Origin of the sequence: Croceicoccus mobilis (genome assembly GCF_001661965.1) — a bacterium.
GTDB classification, from domain to species: domain Bacteria; phylum Pseudomonadota; class Alphaproteobacteria; order Sphingomonadales; family Sphingomonadaceae; genus Croceicoccus; species Croceicoccus mobilis.
In genome coordinates this window covers 13,850-31,939 of sequence record NZ_LYWZ01000020.1, presented here as the reverse complement: position 1 = coordinate 31,939, position 18,090 = coordinate 13,850, and the positions used below count along the sequence as shown (strand labels likewise).

15 protein-coding genes are annotated in these 18,090 nt (G+C 63.3%); 3 read left to right on the top strand and 12 right to left on the bottom strand.

What is annotated here, in order from left to right; genetic code table 11:
- Positions 1–22: 22 nt before the first annotated feature.
- The 12 genes from A9D13_RS05240 to A9D13_RS05185 form a co-directional block, all read right to left on the bottom strand.
- Positions 23–676: a hypothetical protein gene (locus A9D13_RS05240; RefSeq protein WP_066771086.1), complete on the bottom strand. Its 654-nt coding sequence runs from the start codon at positions 674–676 to the stop codon at positions 23–25.
- A 48-nt stretch (positions 677–724) separates the two neighbouring features.
- The gene (locus tag A9D13_RS05235) at positions 725–1,711 is read right to left on the bottom strand and encodes a sterol desaturase family protein (RefSeq protein ID WP_066771085.1); all 987 of its coding nucleotides are present in this window, start codon (positions 1,709–1,711) and stop codon (positions 725–727) included.
- A 181-nt stretch (positions 1,712–1,892) separates the two neighbouring features.
- Positions 1,893–2,825: a response regulator transcription factor gene (locus tag A9D13_RS05230; RefSeq protein ID WP_066771084.1), complete on the bottom strand. Its 933-nt coding sequence runs from the start codon at positions 2,823–2,825 to the stop codon at positions 1,893–1,895.
- Entirely contained in the window at positions 2,818–4,272 is a 1,455-nt protein-coding gene (locus A9D13_RS05225; RefSeq protein ID WP_066771081.1) for an ATP-binding response regulator, read from the bottom strand. The genes A9D13_RS05230 and A9D13_RS05225 overlap by 8 nt, the downstream gene beginning before the upstream one ends.
- Positions 4,273–4,364: 92 nt before the next feature.
- Positions 4,365–6,122, bottom strand: a complete 1,758-nt coding sequence (gene atzF, locus A9D13_RS05220; RefSeq protein WP_373288753.1) for an allophanate hydrolase — start codon at positions 6,120–6,122, stop codon at positions 4,365–4,367.
- Positions 6,123–6,127: 5 nt separating this feature from the next.
- Positions 6,128–9,718: an urea carboxylase gene (gene uca / locus A9D13_RS05215; protein ID WP_066771077.1), complete on the bottom strand. Its 3,591-nt coding sequence runs from the start codon at positions 9,716–9,718 to the stop codon at positions 6,128–6,130.
- Positions 9,715–10,350, bottom strand: a complete 636-nt coding sequence (locus tag A9D13_RS05210) for an urea amidolyase associated protein UAAP2 (RefSeq protein WP_066771075.1) — start codon at positions 10,348–10,350, stop codon at positions 9,715–9,717. Before A9D13_RS05210 ends, uca begins: the two co-directional genes overlap by 4 nt.
- Before the next feature lie 19 nt (positions 10,351–10,369).
- Positions 10,370–11,197 (bottom strand): urea amidolyase associated protein UAAP1, encoded by an 828-nt coding sequence (locus A9D13_RS05205; RefSeq protein ID WP_066771074.1) that lies wholly within the window; start codon positions 11,195–11,197, stop codon positions 10,370–10,372.
- Positions 11,194–11,691: a CopG family ribbon-helix-helix protein gene (locus tag A9D13_RS05200; protein ID WP_066771072.1), complete on the bottom strand. Its 498-nt coding sequence runs from the start codon at positions 11,689–11,691 to the stop codon at positions 11,194–11,196. The genes A9D13_RS05205 and A9D13_RS05200 overlap by 4 nt, the downstream gene beginning before the upstream one ends.
- Positions 11,692–11,703: 12 nt before the next feature.
- On the bottom strand, positions 11,704–12,540 hold the full coding sequence (locus A9D13_RS05195; protein WP_082922130.1) for an ABC transporter ATP-binding protein: 837 nt from the start codon (positions 12,538–12,540) through the stop codon (positions 11,704–11,706).
- Positions 12,537–13,352, bottom strand: coding sequence for an ABC transporter permease (locus A9D13_RS05190; RefSeq protein ID WP_066771070.1), 816 nt, complete (start codon positions 13,350–13,352; stop codon positions 12,537–12,539). The genes A9D13_RS05195 and A9D13_RS05190 overlap by 4 nt, the downstream gene beginning before the upstream one ends.
- A 30-nt stretch (positions 13,353–13,382) precedes the next feature.
- The gene (locus tag A9D13_RS05185; protein WP_066771067.1) at positions 13,383–14,468 is read right to left on the bottom strand and encodes a putative urea ABC transporter substrate-binding protein; all 1,086 of its coding nucleotides are present in this window, start codon (positions 14,466–14,468) and stop codon (positions 13,383–13,385) included.
- Positions 14,469–14,675: 207 nt separating this feature from the next.
- Here A9D13_RS05185 and A9D13_RS05180 point away from each other — a divergent pair, with 207 nt between their 5' ends.
- The 3 genes from A9D13_RS05180 to A9D13_RS05170 are packed head-to-tail and all read left to right on the top strand — an operon-like array spanning position 14,676 to position 17,791.
- Positions 14,676–15,764, top strand: coding sequence for an MBL fold metallo-hydrolase (locus A9D13_RS05180; RefSeq protein WP_066771064.1), 1,089 nt, complete (start codon positions 14,676–14,678; stop codon positions 15,762–15,764).
- Between the two features lie 18 nt (positions 15,765–15,782).
- Positions 15,783–16,796 (top strand): MBL fold metallo-hydrolase, encoded by a 1,014-nt coding sequence (locus A9D13_RS05175; RefSeq protein WP_066771061.1) that lies wholly within the window; start codon positions 15,783–15,785, stop codon positions 16,794–16,796.
- A 32-nt stretch (positions 16,797–16,828) separates the two neighbouring features.
- Entirely contained in the window at positions 16,829–17,791 is a 963-nt protein-coding gene (locus A9D13_RS05170; RefSeq protein ID WP_066771051.1) for a Vgb family protein, read from the top strand.
- Positions 17,792–18,090: the final 299 nt, after the last annotated feature.

Here is an 18,090-nt window from a genome sequence, read left to right as displayed (position 1 = left end):
GGGCTGACCGACCGCCTCGCTCTCAGGCAGCGGTCGGAGTGGCGGATGCCGGCGTCGCGTCTTCATCCAGCCCGAAGAGGCGGCGGCGAAACAGGCGCTTGACCAGGTAAGGCTCAAGAATGCGGCCGGCGATGAACAGCACGACGAAAATGCCCGCAAAGACATAGGCCGGTGTCGGTGAAGGGCCGATCTGCTTGTCCTCGTCCTTGTCCTCACCCGGGATTTCCGGGGTCGGCGCGCCCAGGAACTTGTCGATCGAACTCTGCGGAAGCTCGATCGCTTCGTCCTTGTCCTTGTCCGTCTCGGTCTCTCCGGCGGCCTCGGCCTTGGCGCGTTCGTAATGGCTGATCGCATTGTTCACCTGAGCCAGCGCCAGGAACAGCAGTGGCGCAAGGAAGCAATAGAGGAACGCCCGGCTGACTAGGTGATAGCGAAGCCGCGATCCACCGGCATGGGTTTCCACGAGCAGTTCGCCGCGGTCATAAACCGACATCTTGTCCTGCGCGGGCTGCCCCTTCTTGCCGAAGCTCAGCGAATTGCCGAAACGTTCATAGGTCGTGCCGCGTTCGTGGAACAGGGGCTCCAGCCGGGCCATCGCCTCGTCATGCGATTGCCCCGCGGGCAGATCGATGCTGTCGCGCACATGCCAGATCCAGTCGAAAAAACGCGTGTTCACACGATCACCATCAATTCAGTTTGAGCCATTCCGCGACGCGGCGCTGCATCATTCTGCCGGGACGGCAGGCAGGTTGCGGCGCTGGAAGCGTTCCTTGATCGACTTCCACCCTTCGGTGAAGGGGAAGTGCATGGTTTCCTTGATCGACATCGAACGACCGCCTTCCATGCCCAGCGCTTCCGCTTCGCCGTCGACGGCCGTGCCGAACATGCGGTCGATGAAGATCCAGGTCGCGGAATAATTGCTGCGGCTGGCCTCATAGTCCTGCGAGTGGTGCACGGAATGATGTTCAGTCGTGTTGAAGATCGTGCGCCACCAGTTCGGCGGATCGAACCGCACGTTGATGTGCTGATAGATCGACACCGCAAGACCCAGCGAACCGGCCAGCAGGAAGGCGCGCGGCAGGAAGTCGAAGAACCCGCCAACGCCAAGGCCGATCAGGAACAGCTCGATCGGATTGCCGACCGCGCCCTTGTTGATGTTCAGCTGCGTGATGTAGTGGTGCGGCGCGTGGGTCAGCCACAGGGGATACCAGTTATGCATGCCCCGGTGCATCCAGTACTGCCCGAAATCGAACATGAACGAGATCAGGAACGCCTGCAGCAGCAGCGGCATGGTCATGAACCAGGCGAATTTTTCCCAAGCGAACGCGCTCTGCACCGCCCCGATGATCACGTCGTCGCCGACATAGCTCGATAGGGTGCGGACGATCGTGTAGCCCATGCCGACATAGAACAGGTCGACGGCGAACTCCTTCCACGTCAGCTGCCAGCTCTTGAAGCGCGGGTTGACCCATTCAAGGCCCAGCAGGAAGATCTTGAACCCGATGCCCAGCGTGATCGCGGTCGAGGCGACGGCCCAGTCATTGGGCGCGTAATACCAGAAGGCGATCAGCGCGACGAGCATGACGGGCTGGAACCAGCGGAAGAAGGCCCGCTTGAACGGCCCGCCTTCCACCTTCGGAAGGTTTTCCCAGCCGATCGTCACTGGTGCATCCGCACCGATGATCCGCTTTCCAACAAGTGTTCCGGTCATACTGCCCACCCAACTCACGTGATGTGTGAAAATCGATCGGTCGCACAATCCCTGGCGACCAATACGGCTGATTGACAAACTAGGCTGCCGACCGGCCCTCCGGTAAGTGTCCAAATGACGTAGTTTGGCGGGTTTATACCCCCAAAATATGCCCCTGTCAGGCCAATGTTGCGAGCCTGTCTCATTGCGCGATCACTCTGACAGCCAGCGCGGTAGCCGCAGCACGGGTCTCGACGCCCAGTTTCGTGAAGATCTGCTGCAGGTGCTTGTTCACCGTGCGCGGGCTGATGCCCAGGATTTCGCTGATCGTGCGGTTCGATTTGCCATAGCTTACCCACAGCAGCACTTCTGCTTCGCGCTGGGTCAGGCCGGTGTGCTTCTGCAAAAGGGCGACGTCGGCGCCTTCGCGGATTTCGGCGATGCGGATCAGCATTTCGCCGGGCCGCTCGCTGCGCAGGGCGGAGAGTTCGATCTCGGTATCGTCCAGCGTCTCGCGCACGCTGTGGCCCGGCCGGGTATCTTCGGCCAGCAGGCTCTTCGCCGCGTCTTGCAAAGCTGCCGGTAGGTGGCGGGAATCCTTGCTCCAGCCTGCATCTATGCGCGAGAGGATCGTATCCGCCTGCGGCGTGCACCACAGCAGGCGGCCCGCCCGGTCCAACGCGACGAGGGTGCCGCCGGCCACGTCCAGTGCAAGGCGTGATCGATAGGACTGGCGCGCATTGGTCAGGTGGACGCCGATACGTGCGAGAAGTTCGTCGATGATGATCGGCTTGCGGATGTAATCGACGCCCCCGCTCCTCAGCGCCTCGACCGCGTGTTCCGGCCCGATCAGGCCGGTCATGAAGATGACCGGCACATGCGCCAGAGCGGGGTCCTCCTTGATCCGCCGCGTCGTCGCGAACCCATCGAGGCCCGGCATCACCGCGTCCATCAGGATCAGGTCCGGGGTCGCGTGCTCAAGCAGCTCGAGCGCGGCTTCGCCGCTGGTCGCGACCAGCGCGGTCATTCCTTCCGCTTCCAGCGTGTCAACGATGAAGCGCAGGGAATCCGGCTTGTCGTCGACGACAAGGATCCGGTCCCGCTGGGCGGCTTCATCGAGGCCTGAATCAGTCACCGGACCGCTCCCCCCGGGCCAGCGCGGCCAGTCCCTTGAGATCGAAAGCATCCAGCTTCTCGCGCATGGCATCGATCAGCGGCGGGGCGACACCGTCGCTCTCCAGCACGTCGACCAGCGCCGCGAGCGCGCGCACATTGCCGGTCCGGGCCAGCGGCTCGATCTCTTCAAGGCGCGGGTGGACAGTCGCACCCGCATCCGTGGTCATGCCAGCCTTGGTCGCGGCTGCCGGTGAGGCGCCGATCCATTCGAGATGAAGCTGCGTGGAAATCACATCGAGCAGGTTGGTGAATTCGAACGGCTTCATCACGAACATGTCATTGGCGGCATCGCCGTCGCCGCCCTTCGTGTAATCATGCGCATCTGCCGAAAGCATCACGATGCGCAGATCCGCCCCGTGCCGTTCGCGCAGCAGTACCGCCGTTTCCCAGCCCGACCGGCCCGGCATGGTAATGTCGAGGAAAACGAGATCGGGCCGGTTTGCATCCGCCACGTCAATGGCTTCGTCACCGCTGGCGGCAGTCGCCACGTCAAAGCCGAGTGGTTCGAGCAGGCTGCGGACCATGGCCGTCTGGTCCGCATCGTCATCGACGACAAGGATCGTGCGCCGCGGCCCTGTATAGCCTGTCACCACTTCGGCAGGCGTGGCATCGGCGGGCGGGGTCATCGGCTGTGACAGCATCATGCGGACCGTGAAAACAGTCCCCTCGCCCGGCTCGCTCGACACCTCGATCTCACCGCCCATGATGCGCACCAGCGCCTGCGTGATCGAAAGGCCGAGGCCCACCCCTATGCGGTCGCCCCCCTTGCCTTCGACGGTTCGCGCAAAAGGATCGAAGATATGCTCCAGCTGGTCGGGCGCGATACCGATACCGCTGTCCGCGATTTCGAAGATCGCCATCTCGCTGCGATAGCGCAGTTTCAGCGTGACATGCCCCGTATCGGTGAACTTCACCGCATTGGCGACCAGATTGATCAGCACCTGCCGCAGGCGTTTGAGGTCGCCGCGCACGAATTCGGGCAAGCGTTCGGGCCGATCAAGCCGGAATTCAAGCCCCTTGGCGCGGGCCTCGGGCTCAAACATGTCGGCGATCTGTTGCAGCAGGGCGGGCAAGCGGATCGTATCGCGGCTCAGCCGCATCATCCCGCTTTCAACCTGCGAGAGGTCGAGCAGCCCCTCCACCAGATTGGCGAGATGTTCGCTGCTGCGGCGGATCACCTGCGCGGCGCGCAGGGCATTGCGCCCCTCGCCGCGCTCCAGCAGCTGGGCATAGCCATAGATGGAATTGAGCGGTGAGCGGATCTCGTGGCTGACACTGGCGAGGAAGCGGCTTTTCGCCTCGTTCGCGGCCTGCGCCGCGTCGCGTTCGCGGATCAGCCCGGCCCGCTCGCCTTCCAGTGCGGCGATGCGTTCCAGCAGCGCAGCGCGGTCGTCTGCCCCCGCCATCACGCGCCATCCTTTCGGACAGAACGAACAGCGGCCCCCGTCACCAGAGAGAACACGGCCTGCGCCGGTTCGGTGGCAGGGGCCTGCATCAATCAGCCCTGCGCGATGAAATTGCGCCAGCCGCCAAGCTCGGTGATGTCACGCGCACCATCCAGCGCTCGCGGCTCGGCGACGAAGCCCTTGACGCTGCTGCCGTCTTCCAGCGTAACCGTGCCGATGGCGAGCGGGGCGGGAACCTCGGCGGTGAAGCTGCCGAACGCGGCGACGTCCAGCTCATACACCTCGACCGGGATGCCGGTGCCGTCCTCGCTATAGGTCAGCGCGGGCTTGGGCGGGGTGCTGTTGGCCATGGCGTAGAGGCGATAGGTGGGCGCGGTGTTGAATGCGCCGACGAACGTCGCATCGCGCGAAGTCAGCTGCCAGTGCAGCGGCATGTCTTTCAGATGAGCGCCGACCACGGCCAGTTTCACGCGTTCCATTTTTCCCTCCATGTCGAGTTGCGGCAAAGGCGGCAGATCCGCAGCTGCCAGATAGGTTTCGCAGGCATCCAGCAGCGCGCCGTCGGTATCGGCGGGGCCGATCAGCGTGATGCCGAAACCGGTGCCATTGCCGCGCACACCCGCCGGCACGGCGACGGCAGCCATGTCGAGCAGGTTCACGAAATTGGTATAGACGCCAAGGTTGCTGTTCAGCGCGACCGGCGCTGCGGCAAGCTCCGCCACGCGATAGGTCGTGGGCGTGGTGGGAAACGCCAGCATGTCGATATCGTCCCACATGCCATCGGCATGGCGCTTCAGTTCAGCGAGACGATAGACGCCGTTCCACAGGGTGACCGCGCTGATGTCCTTGCCCGGCTCGACCACTGCGCGCACGGTCGGGTCGATCGCGTCGGGGTTGGTGTCCAGCAGGTTTTCGATCGCAGCGGTGCGTTCGGCGACCCACGGACCGCCATACAGCAGCAGCGCGGCTTCGAGCAGCGGGGCGATGTCGATCTCCACGATCTCGGCATCGCGGGCCAGCACGTCCAAGGCGCGGTCATAGAAATATTCGGATTGCGCATCGCCAAAGAACTGGCGCTGATCGCGGCGCGGCACGCCGATACGGCGCGGTGTGATGGCGCGCTGCGCCAGCGGCTTCGACCACGGGTCGCCCGCGTCGAAGCCAGCGACGACCTTGTCGACCAGCCGCGCATCGGAAACATCATGCGCAAAGGTCGTGATGCAATCGATGCTGCGGCAGGCAGGGACCAGACCGCGCGTGCTCCACCGGCCCTTCGTCGGCTTGAAGCCGATGAGGTGGTTGAACGCGGCGGGCACGCGGCCCGATCCGGCAGTATCGGTGCCCAGCGAAAAAGGAACCAGCCCGGCAGCCACGGCGACTGCAGATCCCGAGCTGGACCCACCGCTGACATAATCGAGATTATAGGCGTTGCGCGGAATGCCATAGGGCGAACGCGTGCCGACAAGGCCCGTGGCGAACTGGTCGAGATTGGTCTTGCCAACGCAGATCGCGCCGGCGGCTTCCAGCCGTTCGACCACGCCCGACGATCCATCGGGATCATAGGCGAAGGCCGGGCAGCCGGCGGTCGTCTCGTAACCGGCGACGTCGATATTGTCCTTCACCGCAAAGGGCACACCGGCGAGCGGAAGGGCCTCACCCGCTGCGATCCTTGCATCCACCTTGGCGGCAGCCGTCATCAAGGCAGCGGTATCGCCGCGGCTGATCCAGATCTGCGGCTGCACCGCGTCATAATCGGCAATGCGCGCAAGCGTGGCTTCCATCACCTGTCCGGCAGTGGTGTCGCCTGCATTGACGGCGGCGGCGATGGCCGCGACGCTGCGGATGTTCATATCGCTCATGCCTCCGGCCTCAGCGCGAGCATGGGGGTGCCCGGTTGCAGTGACTGGCGTTCCTGCAGATAGAGTTCCTCGACCGTTCCGCTGGCGGGGCTTTCGAAGGGGCTTTCCATCTTCATGGCCTCGATCACGGCGATGATGTCACCCGCCTTGATGAAATCGCCGGGCTTCACCATCAGCTTCCAGACGCTGCCGCCAAAGGGGGCCTCGATCAGCTCGGTGCCCTCGGGCGCCTCGACCGTGGCGACCTCGGTCGGGCCAAGATCTTCCTCGATCAGATTGGTGACGCGGTCGAATTCGCCGGAACGCTCCCACTCGGCCCGCTCTTCGTCGAAGGCGGCCTGCCGCGTTTCTTCAAAGGCTGAGATCGATTCCGCATGTTCGGCCAGGAAGGCGCGGTAATCGGCAAGGCGGAATTCGGATTCCTCGACCTTGATCGAGCGGCGGCCATTGGGGAAATCGCGCCGCCATTCGGCCAGCTCTTCCGCGCTGACTTCGAAAAAGCGGATCTGGTCGAAGAAGCGCAGCAGCCATGGCTTGCCTTCGATGAAGGCGTCGGTCTGGCGGTGCGTGTTCCACACCTGGATGGTGCGCCCGAACAGCTGGTAACCGCCCGGACCTTCCATGCCATAGATGCACATATAGGCGCCGCCGATGCCCACCACGTTTGGCGGAGTCCAGGTGCGGGCCGGGTTATATTTGGTCGTCACCAGGCGGTGCCGCGGATCAACCGGGGTGGCCACCGGCGCGCCGAGGTAAACATCGCCCAGACCCATCACCAGATAGCTGGCGTCGAAAATCACCCGCTCCACCGCGTCGGCATCGGGCAGGCCGTTGATGCGGCGGATGAATTCGATGTTGTCGGGGCACCATGGCGCATCGTCGCGAACGGCGGCCATGTATTTCTCGGTCGTTTCGATCGTGGCCGGATCGCGCCAGCTAAGCGGCATGTGCACGATGCGCGAGGGGACGGTGAAGTCCTCCAGATCGCCCAGCGCGTCTTCCGCCTGCATCAGCGCAGCGAGCGCGCCCTGCTGGTCCAGCGTCCTGCCATCGAAATGCAGTTGGAGTGAGCGGATGCCGGGCACGATGTCGATCACGCCGGGCAGCGCCAGCCGCTCAAGCTCCGTCATCAGGGCATGGACCCGGATGCGCAGTTCGATGTCGAGCACGATGGGCCCGTATTCGACGAGGATGTTGCGGTCGCCCTGCTGGCGATAGAACGTCTGCGGGCGGTTGCCCTGCGCGGGCGTCTCGGCCAGCACGGGCGAGAGATCGGTGATTGCGCGCGCCACCGGATCGGCCTGCGCCGGTTCCAGCATGGAGCCTTGCGCCGCCGCTGCGTCATCGGCGCTGACGGGGATGAACTTCAGCCTGTCGTCGGGCGCAAGCTGGCCGATCTTCCACCGGTCGGCGGCGATCACCGTGAACGGGCACACGAACCCGCCCAGCGAGGGGCCGTCGGGGCCAAGGATGATCGGCATGTCGCCGGTGAAATCGACAGCGCCCACGGCATAGGGATTATCGTGGATGTTCGAGGGGTGAAGCCCCGCTTCGCCGCCGTCTTTTCTTGCCCACTCGGGCTTGGGCCCGACCAGCCGCACGCCGGTGCGGTTGGAGTTGTAATGGACCTGCCAATCGGCATCGAGAATCTGGTCGATGTCGCCGGGCGTGAAGAAATCGGGCGCGCCATGCGGGCCGTACATCACGCGCAAAGTCCAGCTCTTGCCGAATTCGGGGACGGCCTGCTCCGCCGACGCGGTTGCTGCTTCGGACGGCGCGCACAGATGCAGCGTGTCACCCGCCAGCAGGCGGCGCGCGGCGTGGCCGCCGAACTGCCCCAGTTCAAAGGTGGAGCGGCTGCCCAGATAGGCCGCGATATCCAGCCCGCCCGCAAACAGGATATAGCCGCGCACGCCGCCGCCGCTGACGCGGCCCGTCGACAGGGTCTGCCCCGGCTTGACCGAAAGCACCATGTTGCGCGCCACGGGTTCGCCATCCAGCTTCGCGCCGAAATCGGCGCCCGTCAGGCAGATCTGCGTCTCAGCGGTGAAATTGAGGGTCGGACCGCTGGCGGTCATTTCAAGACCGGCAGTGCCTTCCGGGTTGCCCAGCATCAGATTGCCGATGCGGAACGAACGGTCATCCATCGGACCCGAAGGCGGAACGCCGATCGCCCACAGGCCCTGCCTGCCCGGCCAATCCTGCACCGAAGTCGCAGTGCCGCCGCTGACCACGCGAATGCAGCGCGGGTTGTAGGCGACCGTCTCCAGCAGCTTGGTCGAAACCTTGCCTTCGCCGAAGCGCGCATCGCGCACCACGTCGCGCAGCCAGCGCAGGTTCGTCTCGATCCCGTCGATGCGGCTGTCATCCAGCGCGGACTGCATCGCCGCGATGGCAGCGTCGCGGTCATCGGCATGGACGATCAGCTTGGCCAGCATGGGATCGTAAAAGGCGCTGACTTCGCTGCCCGCCATCACCCATGTCTCGGCACGGATATCTTCGGGGAAATCGACCGCGGTCAGCGTTCCGGTGGTCGGGCGGTAATCGAGCGCAGGGTCCTCGGCATAGAGGCGTACCTGGATCGAGTGGCCCTTCGCCTTGGGCACATCCATGTCGAGGAAGGCGAAATCGCCCGCCGCGCCGCGGATCATCCATTCGACGAGATCGACACCCATCACCTCTTCGGTAACGCCGTGCTCGACCTGCAGCCGGGTGTTCATCTCAAGGAAAAAGAATTCCTCGCGGTCGGCATCGAACAGAAATTCGACGGTACCGGCCGACAGGTAATTCGCCGCCTCGCCCAGACGGACGGCAGCCGCGATCAGTTCGGCGCGCTTGGCGTCGCTCAACTGCGGGGCGGGAGCTTCCTCGACGACCTTCTGATTGCGGCGCTGGAGCGAACAATCGCGTTCGCCCAGGGGCATGACACGGCCCTTGCCATCGCCGAAGATCTGGACCTCGATATGGCGGGCGCGGCCGATATAGCGTTCGAGGAAGACACCGGCATCGCCGAAATTCCCCTCGCCCAGCCTCTTCACCGCGGCAAAACCTTCGCGCACGGCGCCTTCGTCTTCGCAAATGCGCATGCCGATGCCGCCGCCGCCGGCGGTCGCCTTGAGGATGATCGGGAAGCCGATCTCGTTGGCGGCCTTCGCCGCCTCTTCCGCGTCGGTGAGGAGGCCCGTGCCCGGTGCCAGCGGCACGCCATGGCTTTCGGCAAGGTCGCGGGCGCTGTGCTTCAGACCGAAAGTGCGAATATTATCGGGGGTGGGGCCGATGAATTCGATACCGGCTGCCGCGCAGGCCTCGGCAAATTCGGTATTCTCGGCAAGGAAGCCGTAACCGGGGTGGATCGCGCCCGCGCCGGTTTCCTTGGCTGCGGCAAGGATCGCCTCGATATTGAGATAGCTTTTCGCTGCAGGGGCGGCGCCGATGCAGATGGCGACATCGGCCTGCGACACGTGCAGCGACCCCGCATCCGCTTCCGAATAGACAGCGACAGAGCGCAGACCCATGCGGCGCAGGGTGCGGATGATCCGGGTCGCGATCGCTCCCCGGTTCGCGACCAGGACGGTGTCGAAGCTCATGCGGCGACAATCATGCGAACGGGCGTCGGGTTGAACGCGTTGCACGGATTATTGATCTGCGGGCAGTTCGACACGACCACGATCACGTCCATCTCCGCATGCAGGTCGACGGTAAGGCCGGGGGCGGAGATGCCATCGACGATGCCCAGCGATCCATCTTCGAGAACAGGCACATTCATGAAGAAATTGATGTTGGGCACGATATCGCGCTTGCCGCGCTTTTCGGTGAGGTTCGCCTCAAGGAAATTCTCGACGCAGGCGTGCTGCGATTTCGTGTGGTGCCCATAGCGCAGCGTATTGGATTCGCACGAACACGCGCCGCCGATGGTGTCGTGATACTCGACCGAGGTGGACGCGATGGTCATCATCGGATTGCCCTCGTTCGAGCGCAGGACGGTCCCTTCGCGCAGGAACAGATTGCCCTGCGCCGACACGGTATCCTGCGCGCTATAGCGTTCGACATCGTCGGCTTCGCTATAGAGCAGGAAGTCGACGGCCTGATTGCCTTCCATGTCGACGATGCGCAGGGTCTGGCCCGCCTTGATATGGTGGATCCACGGCGCACGCGCTGCCACCACCTCGTCATGGATGACCGGGCCGGAAAGGCCAGCGAGATCTTTGTCGGTGCTCATGAGCTGCACTGCGTCCTTCTTACCGGCGGTAATAATCTTCGACGTTCTCATACGCGCGCAGCCCTTCGGGGCTGCCGTTGCGCACGGCATCATCGGCGGGCGTGACAGGGCCGCGCCATGCAGTGGCGCGCAGACGCGTGACGGCATATTCGTCGCGCGGGTCAAGAACATGGGGGCAATTCGCGATCACCACGATCACGTCCATCTCGGCGCGCAGCACCAGCGAGCGGCCAGCCTCGTACGGGCCGACTTCGGCCGTGATCGCGCCATCGGCTGCGACCTTGGCGCCCTTGAACAGGTTGATGCAGGGGTGCACGTCACGGCGCTGCAATCCGTGCTTGGCCGAACCGAGCAGCAGGCGGTCACGCCCGTTGGGGCAGGCGCCGCTGTTGCGGCCTTCACCATATTTCGCGGCATTGGTGGCGGCATTCGACGTGCCGCAGAACGCGTCATGCGTGCCCGCATCATCCTCGACGATGCTCATCATCACGCGGCCCATGTCGGACAGGAGCAGCTTGCCTTTGCCCAGATAGCCGTTCCACTGCACCTTTACCGTGTCAGCGACGTTGAGCCGCTCGGTCGGCATTTCGGCGTTATAGATCAGCAGCGAAGCGCAGGCGTCGCCTTCAAGGTCGATCAGGCGCAGGCGCGTGCCGCGTGCCAGCCGGTGCGTGGCATAGCCGCCCGGTGCGATTGTTTCTTCCCAGACAAGATCGTCAGCCGGCACGCCATCGGGCAGGTCGTCGGCGACGGGCGGCAAGACCGGCATCGCGTCGGCCTTGGTCCCGGCCATCGAACGCGCATGATCGCGCGCGGCCATCGGATCGGCGAGATTTGCCGTCGTCATTGGGCAGGTTCCTTCTTCGTCGTCGCCCGTGCGGCGGCATTGCGCTCGCCCTCCACGTCGTGGAGCGGGGGAAGCAGGGCGGTGGTGGTAACAAGCTGAAGTTGATGCACGCCGCGAATGCCGCGAAGCGCATCGCACAATTCCTCAAGCCGCATGGCAGGGCCCTGCACCAACAGGACTTCGAGCGACTGGTCGTCTTCGAGGAAGACATGCTGCGAGGAGATGACTTCCTTCAGATAATCCGCCTGCATCTCGGCAAGCTGCTGGCGCACGCGCCCGCGGCTGCCGCGATAGACCAGCGTTATCGTGCCCGCGAGCATGTCCTCGGGGCGGAAATGCGCCTCGTGCTCTGCAAGAGCATGGCGGATCAGTTCCGCGATCAATTGCGAGCGCGAAGGCAGGCCCCGCTCCTCGACCATGACGTCGAGCTGGCGGAAAAGTTCGGCCGGCAAACTCATGCTCAAACGCGCAAGACTGTTGGCTTCGGAACTCATGTCACGACTTTCTCAATTATTATGATCTTTGTCAATCGTAATACTGGATGGCGATGACGCAGTCGCAGCATCGACATTTCCGCCGGGGCTTTGCGCCGCATCTGCGGCAAGGTCCGCCGGCTTTTCCTTACGGTCGAGCGGCAGGTCATAGACCGCGGTCGCGCCATAGCGGTGCGGCGCGTGCGGATCGTGCCGCCGCTTGTCGAGCGTGAGGACGCGCGTGCCCAGAGAGAACGCTTCGTTGATGTCGTGCGTGACCATGATCACAGTCAGCGCATAGTCATGCCAGAGCCGGGTGATCAGGGCATGCATGTCGGCCCGGATACCGGGATCGAGCGCGCCGAAGGGTTCGTCGAGCAGTAGGATGCGCGGGCGCTTTATCAATGCCTGCGCGATGGCGAGACGCTGCTGCATGCCCCCCGACATTTCCGAGGGATACAAATCCATCGCATCGCCCAGCCCGACGGCGTGGAGCATCTCTTCGGCCTCTTCCTGCGCGGCCCTGCGGCGGGCGCCGAAAAGCCGTGCGGTAAAGGGTGCCTGCGCGCATTCGAGACCGAACATCACGTTCTTTCGAACCGAGAGATGCGAGAACACCGAATAGCGCTGGAACACCACGCCGCGATCCGGCCCGCATTCGGGCGGCAGCGGCGTGTCGTCGAGCAGGATCTTGCCGCGCGTCGGGACTTCCTGCCCCAACACGACGCGCAGCAGGCTGCTCTTGCCCGCGCCCGAAGGTCCGATGATCGAAACGAAAGACCGATCCTCGATATCGAGCGAGACATTTTCGAGAACGACCTTCTCGCCATACTCGACCCAGATGTTGCGAAGGGAAAGGAGCGCGCTCATCGATCGCCTCCATGCGCCCAGGGGAACATGCGGCGGCTGCTGAAGGTGAGCAGCAGGTCGATCGCCACGGCAAGCAGTGCGATCCACGCCACATAGGGAATGATGATGTCCATCGACAGATAGCGCCGCACGAGGAAGATGCGATAGCCAAGCCCGCTATCCGCCGCGATCGCCTCTGCCGAAATCAGGAACACCCAGGCCGGGCCGAGCGACAGGCGCAGCGCCTGAATCAACCGGGGCATCGCCTGCGGCAGGGCGACGCGGATCATCACCTGCCAGCTGCTCGCGCCCAATGTCTGCGCCTTGATGATCTGTTCGCGCGGCAAAGCCGCGATATGGGCGGCAATGTCGCGCATCATGAATGGCGCAATGCCGATGACAATCAGGGCCACCTTCGCGGTCTCGCCCAGTCCGAAGGCGATGAACAGGATCGGCAGCAGTGCAATCGGGGGGATTACCGCGATTCCTGTGACTAACGGTCCGAAGGTGGCCCTGACGGGGGGAAGAACGCCCAGCACCAGACCCACCAGCAATGCCGAGAGGGTCGAGATGCCAAGTCCGATGAATAGTCGGGTCAGGCTGGACAGCGTGTCCGACCAGAAGAGATAGTCACCCGACAGGCGGTCGGGCTGGGTCACAAGGTCGGACATCGCCGCGACCATGCCGGAGGGAAGCGGCAGGATCTTGTCGTTCGGGTTGATCGCATGGCGATCCCCCGCGAGCACCAGATAGACGATCATCAGGAGCACGATGGGGATCGCGCCCATGATGAAAGCGTTGGTGCGCCCGACCTTGCGATTTACCCAGCGCATGGGAATTTTCCCCCTCGGTCCGATGGGCCCTTAAAGGGCGCCATCGGCTGCCATCTGCATATAGGTATCGTCAAAGCGGAGCGTGATGTTCTGCTCATCACCCAGCGTCTTGCCGCCCGGGAACGACATGCCGACGGCATCAGCCGAACGCGCGCCCTGCCCGAACAATCCCTGCGCAAAGCTGAAATCGCGCACGCGGGTCATGGTCGTGATCAGGTCCGGCGAAGTGGTGGCCGCGACCGCATCGGCAGGCTTGCCGTAAAGATAGGTCGTGCTCAGCTGCTGCTCGAACAGTTCAGGCGTGGTGCCGGCAAGCTTGGCCATGGCAGCGCGCGCTTCCTGACCCTGCTCGCTGTCCTCCATGATGATGCCCATCGTTTCGTACCAGATGCCCGCAAGCGCCTTGCCGAGGTTCGGATTGGCTTCGAGCGTTGCGGTATCGACGACCAGCAGGTCGAGGATCTCACCGGGAATATCGGCCGAGCTGAACACCAGATTCGCATCGGGCTGTTCCGCCATGGTGGAAAGCTGGGGGTTCCATGCCACGACGGCGCTGATGTCGGGCGAGGAGAAAGTGCCCGCGATATCAGCGTCAGAGGTGTTGATGGTGTTCACGTCGCTAAGCGGCATGTTCACCGATTCCAGCCCGCGGGCGAGCAGGTAATGGGAAACCGAAAGCTCGACCAGATAGACGTCCCGCCCCTTGATGGCCGACAGCTGGTCGGTGCCTTTCAAGAGGATGCCGTCATTGCCGTTCGAATAATCGCCGACGATGATCGCGCTGGTATCCTTGCCGCCTGCGGCCGGGATGGTGAGCGCGTCCATGTTCGCCACGGTCACGCCATCCAGCTTGCCCGCGGTGTACTGGTTCACGGATTCGACATAGTCGTTGACCTGAACGAAATTGATCTTGAGGTCGTATTTCTTCGCCCATTTGTCGACGATGCCGGCCTGCTGGGCATAGGGCCATGGCATCCAGCCGGCGTAGATCGACCAGCCGATGTCGAATTCGCTGCGCGGCTGCGCTGCTTCTTCCTTCGGGGATGAGCAGGACGCGACCAGCATGGCGCAAGCGATCAGTGCAATTCTTTTGGCGGTGCGGAACCCGTTGAGCATGATTCGACTCCTTTCGCGGATGCAGCATCGCCGGTTCCGGCCGCATTGTCCATGCAAAATTATTACTGTTGATATGTTTGGTAATATCCATATGATCCCCCTCAGGCGCGCCGGACCAAAGCCAGCCGGCAAGGCGCCAAGAGGGGGAAGGCTTGCTTTTCAGGTGATCGTTCCATGCCGCTTATGCGGCGCACTCGAGGGAAACCGATGCCTCAGAGCCAGAGCACGAATACCGAAGTCGTGGGCCATTCGCAGATGGCCGCCGGCCGCACCTACCCCAATGGCAATCCCGACGCGGGCTTCAACCCGCCGGGCGTGAAGAACACCGACAGCGCCGTCCCGCCCCAGCCGCGCTCCCGCGTGGTGCATGATTATGCGTGCGACGGCCCGGCGCCGGGGCGCATAGCTTTCCGCTGGACCTATGGCTCCAACGTGGCGGCCAAGAACAATGATCCGCGCGTGCAGGTCATGCAGTATAACGAAGACACCTTCATTCTGCGCCAGAACGTGTGCGTCCATTGGGAAGCGCCGTTCACCTATCTATTGTTCGGCAACAAGGGCGCACTGCTGATCGACAATGGCGCCACCGCCAATCCGGCGCATTACCCGCTGCGCGAAACGGTCGACGCGATCATTGCCCGCTGGGCCAAGGCGCGCGGCCGCACGAGTGTGCCGCTGACGCTGGCGATGACTTCGGGCGAGGACATTGCCCAGAACCAGGGCCTTGCCCAGTTCGCCGGGCGGCCCAACACGACCATCGTGCCCACGCCGCTCGCCGCGATGAAGGATTTCTATGGCCTGCTGGGCAGCTGGCCCAATGGCACGGCCACGATCGAGCTGGGCGACCGCGCGATCACGGTGATCCCCACCCCCGGCGCGCATAAGGACGGGGTCAGCTTCTACGATCCCTATTGCGATTTCCTGTTCACCGGCGACATCCTGTTCCCGGGCAAGATCAATATCGGGAACGACCGGGACTTCGTGACATCACTCGAACGGCTGAAGGCTTTCGCCGCGGCCAATCCGGTCAAGTGGATCATGGGCGGCCATATCGAGATGATGTTCGTGCCGGGCAAATATTACCCGCGCTTCGCCACCTACAAGCCATACGAACGGCTGCTGGAGATGGAGCCTTACCTGATCGACGAGGCCATCACCTATGCGCGCGAGGTGCAGGGCAAGGACATGATCCTGATCCGCCCCGATTTCGTGCTGCTGAACGGGGTCAGCCCCGACCAGCGCACGCGCGAGTGGCCCGAGGGCGTGCCCAACATCGCCCCGCCCCGCCCCTTCTGACCTTGAGAGGATAGAGTCATGGATCGTCGTACTTTCCTCGCCTACAACGCCGCTGCCGCCGTTCCGCTTTCGGGCGCAGGCGTCGCCTATGCCGAAACGCTGGGAGCGGGCCCTGCGGGCAATGGACCCACCATCGATTTCAAGAGCAATTTGCCCGCCAAGGGCAGCTTTCCCGACAAGTGGATCTGCGGGTCCTCCTCGCTCATGGACAACACCGACCCGCCCTGGCAGGTCCACTGGTATAACGAACACACCGCGATCCTGCGCCAGAACAAGGCGTATAGCTACGAGGCGCCGTTCGCGCCGCTGTATTTCGGCAATGACCGCATCCTCCTCCTCGACGAAGGCTTCGTCCAGCTTCGCAATGATTGCGACCTGCGCGGCATCGTCGACGCCACGATCGAGGAGTGGTGCGCCCGCAACGGCAAGAACCCGGCTGCGATGGAGCTGCTGGTCGCGTTCAGCCATCTGCATGCCGACCATTATGCCGCGGTCAACCAGTTCGCCGACCGGCCCAACACGCGCTACATGGGGCTGACCCACGAAGAGATGGTGGGTTTCTGGGGCATGACCAATTTCCCGGAAGAACGCGTCACACTCGATCTTGGCGGGCGCGAGGTGCTGATCTGGGGATCACCCGGACACGTCGTTTCGGAATTCGCCTATTACGACAGCTACACCCAGATCCTCTACACCGGCGACATGTTCTATCGCGGGCGCTGCTACATCAGCTTCTGGGACATCTGGTTCGACAGCATGAAGCGGCTGATCGATTTCGTCGACACACACCCCGTCACCCACGTGATGGGCTGCCATGTCGAGATCAGCAATGACGATGTCGATTACCCCTATGGCCTTACCTACCAGCCGGACGAGGCTCCGGTGGAAATGACAGTCCAGCAGCTGCGCGACACGTTTGAATTCGCCAAGACCGTGACCGAGCCGGGCATCTATTTCACCGGCACCGTGTTCCTGTGCAACGAAACGCGCAGCACCACCACGATCGACAAATATCCCTACCGCTACAGCTGATCGCTGACGTTCTTTTGAGAGGAGCAAGTCGCATGAAGAAGACAATGGCAATCGCTTTGGCATCGGCAGCGGTCACGGCGGCGCTGGCCGCATGCAGCAGCCAGCCTGCCGAAGAGCCCGAGCAGGCCCCTGCCCCGCTAGTCGAAAAGGTGCTGGACGTTCCCGGTTTCGCCGACTTCCTGACGGTGGATGGCGATACGGTGTGGGCGACCAATGATGGACGGGTCGAGCAATGGGGCGTCGACGGCAAGATCGCCGCGACCGAGATGCCGCGTCCGTGCGGCACCATGGCGCTGGCAGCGGATTCGCTGTGGGTCGCCAATTGCCCCGATGCGAACCTGTATCGCATCAGCACCAAGGACGCGAAGGTCCAGACGATCATCGAAACCGGCATCGCCAACCCCAAGGGCGAGACCAATGTGGTCGCGGGCGCAGGCTCCATCTGGGTGCCCAGCGACGCCAAGGGCGTGATTTCGCGCATCGATCCCGCCACCGACAAGGTCATCACCACGGTCGAGGTCGATCCCGGCACCTTCTACCTGTCCTATGGGCTTGGCGCGCTCTGGGCCGTCAGCAGCGACGAACAGTCGCTGCAAAAAATCGACCCTGCGAGCAATGCCGTCGTCGGCAAGGTAGCGCTTGGCAAGCAGCCGGGCTTCCTGACAGCAGGCGAAGGCGCGGTCTGGGTGCAGGAACAGGGCGACGGGACCGTCGCGCGCGTCGATCCCGAAACGATGGAAGTATCAGGCCGCGTGCCGGTTGGCGAAAACCTGATATATGGCGACATCGACACCGGCGGCGGCTCTGTCTGGCTGCGCACGACCGACGATCAGGTCTTCGCGATCATCGATCCCGAAACGATGGAAGTGTCCGAACGGCTTGGCGAAGCGGCTGGCAGCGGCGCAATCCGCTATACGCCTGCGGGTATCTGGACGTCGGCGCACGACAATCACACCCTGTCCTTCTGGTCGCGTGAGACGGCGGCCGAGGAATAAGCGCCTCCACGGATAAGCGCCAAGCGCGCGCGCCGGCCGGGGCACCGCGTCCCGGTCGGCGAATCCACCCTCCGGCCGGGCGCTATTATGGAATCGGGCAAACGCCGCACTTGGCCGACAATTGTTGCATGATTGCTACGCTCAAGATGCCGCAAGGGCGAATTCGCGGTTCTTTGGGTTGCCGAAAAATCCAGACAATATCATTATATTTCAGTATGTTGACTGCAATTAACGATATTCGCTGCAAGCGCGTTTAATACGCTTGACGCTTTTGGTAATATCTGTACCGTATTGATCAG

Bases quoted from the DNA above. Each gene is read 5' to 3' on its own strand.
- A9D13_RS05225 (WP_066771081.1), bottom strand. From the start codon at position 4,272: ATGGCGGGGGCAGACGACCGCGCTGCGCTGCTGGAACGCATCGCCGCA.
- A9D13_RS05175 (WP_066771061.1), top strand. From the start codon at position 15,783: ATGGATCGTCGTACTTTCCTCGCCTACAACGCCGCTGCCGCCGTTCCG.
- A9D13_RS05200 (WP_066771072.1), bottom strand. From the start codon at position 11,691: ATGAGTTCCGAAGCCAACAGTCTTGCGCGTTTGAGCATGAGTTTGCCG.
- A9D13_RS05205 (WP_066771074.1), bottom strand. From the start codon at position 11,197: ATGACGACGGCAAATCTCGCCGATCCGATGGCCGCGCGCGATCATGCG.
- A9D13_RS05180 (WP_066771064.1), top strand. From the start codon at position 14,676: ATGCCTCAGAGCCAGAGCACGAATACCGAAGTCGTGGGCCATTCGCAG.
- A9D13_RS05235 (WP_066771085.1), bottom strand. From the start codon at position 1,711: ATGACCGGAACACTTGTTGGAAAGCGGATCATCGGTGCGGATGCACCA.
- A9D13_RS05210 (WP_066771075.1), bottom strand. From the start codon at position 10,350: ATGAGCACCGACAAAGATCTCGCTGGCCTTTCCGGCCCGGTCATCCAT.
- A9D13_RS05170 (WP_066771051.1), top strand. From the start codon at position 16,829: ATGAAGAAGACAATGGCAATCGCTTTGGCATCGGCAGCGGTCACGGCG.
- A9D13_RS05185 (WP_066771067.1), bottom strand. From the start codon at position 14,468: ATGCTCAACGGGTTCCGCACCGCCAAAAGAATTGCACTGATCGCTTGC.
- A9D13_RS05195 (WP_082922130.1), bottom strand. From the start codon at position 12,540: ATGAGCGCGCTCCTTTCCCTTCGCAACATCTGGGTCGAGTATGGCGAG.
- A9D13_RS05190 (WP_066771070.1), bottom strand. From the start codon at position 13,352: ATGCGCTGGGTAAATCGCAAGGTCGGGCGCACCAACGCTTTCATCATG.
- atzF (WP_373288753.1), bottom strand. From the start codon at position 6,122: ATGAACATCCGCAGCGTCGCGGCCATCGCCGCCGCCGTCAATGCAGGC.
- uca (WP_066771077.1), bottom strand. From the start codon at position 9,718: ATGAGCTTCGACACCGTCCTGGTCGCGAACCGGGGAGCGATCGCGACC.